At 36.4% G+C, this 1,386-nt stretch carries 1 rRNA gene; it reads left to right on the top strand.

What is annotated here, in order from left to right:
• The first annotated feature begins 120 nt into the window (after positions 1–120).
• A 5S ribosomal RNA gene (gene rrf / locus DL897_RS17990) occupies positions 121–237 on the top strand.
• Positions 238–1,386 lie beyond the last annotated feature (1,149 nt).

The following is a 1,386-nucleotide window of genomic DNA, read 5'->3' as shown; positions in this document are numbered from 1 at the left end:
ACGAATCGGTCGAGGGCTTAACCTACTTACTCTCACTCTGACTTCATTTCCTTTCTAATTTTCAAGGTGTGTGATTCACACATCTCAATATTGTCCCAGAATCGCAGATTCCGGGAAACGTCTGGTGATTATAGCGAAGGGGTTCCACTCGTTCCCATCCCGAACACGACAGTTAAGCCCTTCTGCGCCGATGGTACTTGGGGTGCAGACCCCTGGGAGAGTAGGTCGTTGCCAGGCATACCAAAAAGCTATCCAGTTTTTCTGGATGGCTTTTTGGTATGTTTTTACATAAGACTTCTGCTGTAAGTTGTGAGATTATAGAAATAAAGTCAGATCAGAAACATCGTATACTCATCCAGAAATATTTTTGCTACTATATTCAATCGAATTATGCAACATATACTGTGCATTGTTTAATTATCTTTAGATATTTCCCCTATTTCGCAAAAATTTTTGAATTAATAATCTATTTTTAAGGGGAATGCTAAGTTAAAACTTCAAAGAATTATAAAATGGTTTCTGTTAATATGGAGAGAAAAAATATGACAGGGTGTAAAAGAGGTATTTCGTACAATTTTGGTTAGTGATGATGAAATATTTCTAACAGACCTGAAAGAGTATGTTGCGTAATTCGAAACAACATCTAAATCATTACTAGAATTAGAGAGAATCGCTTTTGATAAGATCGACTTTTCTACAAAGGACAAGAGTTTCTAAGAGTTTAGATCTAAGAAACTCTATGGACCGGTTAAGGCTACGGAAGTAGAGGGGAAGCGATGAGCGGCTTTTTAAGAGGGAACCTCAAGAAAAACAGCAGTAGGAAATCGCACTGGCCAAAATAAACCAGGTCTTAATTAGCTGGATATATTAACGAAATAGATTAAAGAATATCTGAAAACGGGGATGGCAAAATGGCAAAAGGCTTTTGGGCTATCCTCACTATCTGTAATTTTCATGAAATACTATATGTGAACTCAGGATAATCTGTGGAAAAGTTTATTTATAAGCCGTTCAGAGCTAATTAAAGGATTCAGTATGAGCTGATGAGAATCTGTAATTGGAGAATAGGTTGTCAAATGCCTAAGTACTCGATAATCCTTTAAAATAAAGCAAATTTATGCTATAAATCAACTTTATTTAGGTTATAATTAGAAAAAGCCTCCTTTTAATTGTATTTACTTCCCTTTTTAAATACTTGACTGTAGGCTTTGTATATGATAGATTTATAACTGTCGCCGCGAGATGCGGTGAAACAAATAGAAACGCACCTTGAAAATTAGATAAGGAAATGATAGTCAAGGGAAAAACATTCACCGAGAGTGAGTACCTTAAAATATTAGGCTTAGGTAGGTTAAGCTAGTAAGGGCACACGGAGGATGCCTTGGC

The sequence above is a fragment of the Thermoflavimicrobium daqui genome, assembly GCF_003313465.1.
GTDB classification, from domain to species: Bacteria; Bacillota; Bacilli; order Thermoactinomycetales; family Thermoactinomycetaceae; genus Thermoflavimicrobium; species Thermoflavimicrobium daqui.
The sequence above is the reverse complement of the archived record's forward strand: the minus strand, read 5'-3'. Positions and strand labels throughout refer to the sequence as shown.